Genomic DNA, 2,135 nt, shown 5'->3' on the forward strand with positions numbered 1-2,135 from the left:
GTCACAGGTTCGAGTCCTGTTATTCCCGCCAATATGCTGGTGTGGCTCAATTGGTAGAGCAGCTGACTTGTAATCAGCAGGTTGTAGGTTCGAGTCCTATCACCAGCTCCAAATATGGAGGATTTCCCGAGTGGCCAAAGGGGGCAGACTGTAAATCTGTTAGCATCGCTTTCGGTGGTTCGAATCCACCATCCTCCACCAAAATAAAATATACGCGGATGTGGCGGAATTGGCAGACGCACTAGACTTAGGATCTAGCGCCTACGGCGTGGGGGTTCGACTCCCTTCATCCGCACCATATTTTATTGATTCAGTTTTGTGGGTGCATAGCTCAGCTGGATAGAGCAACGCCCTTCTAAGGCGTGTGTCGAAGGTTCGAATCCTTCTGCGCTCACCAAAACACAAAATTTAATATTACCAATGTTGGGGATTCGCCAAGCGGTAAGGCACATGACTCTGACTCATGCATGCATAGGTTCGAATCCTATATCCCCAGCCATTTTTATTTTTTGTGGTCTATTAGCTCAGTCGGTAGAGCACTTGACTTTTAATCAAGGTGTCCCGCGTTCGAATCGCGGATAGATCACCATTTTTTTTATACATGGAGAGGTGTCCGAGTGGTTTAAGGAGCTGGTCTTGAAAACCAGTGATGCTTAACGGCACCGTGGGTTCGAATCCCACCCTCTCCGCCAAGTATATGCGGATGTGGCGGAATTGGCAGACGCACTAGACTTAGGATCTAGCGCCTACGGCGTGGGGGTTCGACTCCCTTCATCCGCACCATACTTTATTTTTATTTTTTGATAAATATGCCCAGATAGCTCAGTCGGTAGAGCAGGGGACTGAAAATCCCCGTGTCGGTGGTTCGATTCCGCCTCTGGGCACCATAAGTGTGGCGGTATAGCTTAGTTGGCTAGAGCGTTCGGTTCATACCCGAAAGGTCACAGGTTCGACTCCTGTTACCGCTACCAAAATAATGAGGACCATTAGCTCAGTTGGTTAGAGCGCCCGGCTCATAACCGGTAGGTCTGGGGTTCGAGTCCCTGATGGTCCACCATTTATGGTGGATGTAGCCCAGTTGGTTAGAGCGCCAGATTGTGGCTCTGGAGGCCGTGAGTTCGAATCTCATCATCCACCCCAAAATTAATATGGTCTATTAGCTCAGTCGGTAGAGCACTTGACTTTTAATCAAGGTGTCCCGCGTTCGAATCGCGGATAGATCACTTTTTTCGGCGACATAGCCAAGCGGTAAGGCAATGGACTGCAACTCCTTGATCTCCAGTTCGAATCTGGATGTCGCCTCCACTATTATTTGAAAATATAATATTTTAATATGCGCTCATAGCTCAACCGGATAGAGTGCCTGACTACGAATCAGGAGGTTGCGGGTTCGAGTCCCTCTGGGCGCATTTTTCAATGGGGTTATAGCTCAGCTGGGAGAGCATCTGCCTTACAAGCAGGGGGTCACAGGTTCGAGCCCTGTTAACCCCACCAGTAAAAGTCTTTAGCGAAAGTTAAAGACTATATTTTTAATAAAAAATTGTTTTGAGGTAAAAGAATATGTATGTAGTCTTTGGAGATGAAGTATTAGATAGTAATGAAGTTATAGATTTATTTAATAATGAGTCAGATTTTTTTGTGGAAACAGATTTAACAAAATCTACTAAAAGAGAAGATGTAATAGCTTTGAAATTAAAAATAAATATAGAAGACATATATTCTGATTCTAAATTTAATCAATATAATGAAGAAATATTTGAAGAATATTTAGATAATGCAGAAGAAATGATTACAGATTTTGTAGAAATAAATTTTGATTATAAAAAAAGATTTGTAACAAGTGTATATAAATGGGAAGAGCTGGATAACAGTATATACTTAATTGTTGCCTTTTCAGATATTAGTCTTCCTTTATTAAAACTAAATGATGTTCTTAACAGATTATTAAAACAAAATGATTAAAAAATATAAAAAAAGTATTGACAGTATGTATAGTAGATGGTATTATATTGCTTGTAGATAACAAATGAACTTTGAAAACTGAACAGCAGATATATTTAGTTCGAACAAATAGTTCGAACGCCATACAAACCATGCCAGATATTTTGAGATAACATCTGAGCGGATATAACAAA

The 2,135-nt window shown here is 41.6% G+C and carries 1 protein-coding gene and 16 tRNA genes; all 17 read left to right on the plus strand.

Features of this window, described 5'->3' with window-relative positions; all coding sequences use genetic code 11:
* Nucleotides 1-35: 35 nt before the first annotated feature.
* The 17 genes from ACK2WN_RS11920 to ACK2WN_RS12000 all read left to right on the plus strand — a co-directional run bounded on the left by ACK2WN_RS11920 (nt 36) and on the right by ACK2WN_RS12000 (nt 1,962).
* Nucleotides 36-111, plus strand: a tRNA-Thr gene (locus ACK2WN_RS11920).
* Nucleotides 112-116: 5 nt separating this feature from the next.
* Nucleotides 117-201: transfer RNA gene (locus tag ACK2WN_RS11925), tRNA-Tyr, on the plus strand.
* A 13-nt stretch (nt 202-214) separates the two neighbouring features.
* A tRNA-Leu gene (locus tag ACK2WN_RS11930) sits at nt 215-298 on the plus strand.
* A 22-nt stretch (nt 299-320) separates the two neighbouring features.
* Nucleotides 321-397: transfer RNA gene (locus tag ACK2WN_RS11935), tRNA-Arg, on the plus strand.
* A gap of 27 nt (nt 398-424) precedes the next feature.
* Nucleotides 425-499: transfer RNA gene (locus ACK2WN_RS11940), tRNA-Gln, on the plus strand.
* 14 nt (nt 500-513) lie between these two features.
* Nucleotides 514-589: transfer RNA gene (locus tag ACK2WN_RS11945), tRNA-Lys, on the plus strand.
* A gap of 14 nt (nt 590-603) precedes the next feature.
* A tRNA-Ser gene (locus ACK2WN_RS11950) sits at nt 604-692 on the plus strand.
* Between the two features lie 7 nt (nt 693-699).
* Nucleotides 700-783 (plus strand) — tRNA-Leu (locus tag ACK2WN_RS11955).
* Between the two features lie 28 nt (nt 784-811).
* Nucleotides 812-887: transfer RNA gene (locus ACK2WN_RS11960), tRNA-Phe, on the plus strand.
* A 7-nt stretch (nt 888-894) separates the two neighbouring features.
* Nucleotides 895-971 (plus strand) — tRNA-Met (locus ACK2WN_RS11965).
* 9 nt (nt 972-980) lie between these two features.
* Nucleotides 981-1,057: transfer RNA gene (locus tag ACK2WN_RS11970), tRNA-Ile, on the plus strand.
* 6 nt (nt 1,058-1,063) lie between these two features.
* Nucleotides 1,064-1,140 (plus strand) — tRNA-His (locus ACK2WN_RS11975).
* 10 nt (nt 1,141-1,150) lie between these two features.
* Nucleotides 1,151-1,223: transfer RNA gene (locus ACK2WN_RS11980), tRNA-Lys, on the plus strand.
* Nucleotides 1,224-1,231: 8 nt separating this feature from the next.
* A tRNA-Cys gene (locus ACK2WN_RS11985) sits at nt 1,232-1,305 on the plus strand.
* Between the two features lie 30 nt (nt 1,306-1,335).
* Nucleotides 1,336-1,409: transfer RNA gene (locus ACK2WN_RS11990), tRNA-Arg, on the plus strand.
* A gap of 9 nt (nt 1,410-1,418) precedes the next feature.
* Nucleotides 1,419-1,494, plus strand: a tRNA-Val gene (locus ACK2WN_RS11995).
* A gap of 66 nt (nt 1,495-1,560) precedes the next feature.
* Nucleotides 1,561-1,962 (plus strand): hypothetical protein, encoded by a 402-nt coding sequence (locus tag ACK2WN_RS12000; protein WP_416155689.1) that lies wholly within the window; start codon nt 1,561-1,563, stop codon nt 1,960-1,962.
* The last annotated feature ends 173 nt before the right edge of the window (nt 1,963-2,135 follow it).

Source organism: Peptacetobacter sp. AB800, assembly GCF_047807365.1.
Taxonomy (GTDB): Bacteria; Bacillota; Clostridia; order Peptostreptococcales; family Peptostreptococcaceae; genus Peptacetobacter.

What these genes read in the sequence shown, in the direction of transcription:
- ACK2WN_RS12000 (WP_416155689.1), top strand. Translation starts at nt 1,561, where the DNA reads ATGTATGTAGTCTTTGGAGATGAAGTATTAGATAGTAATGAAGTTATA.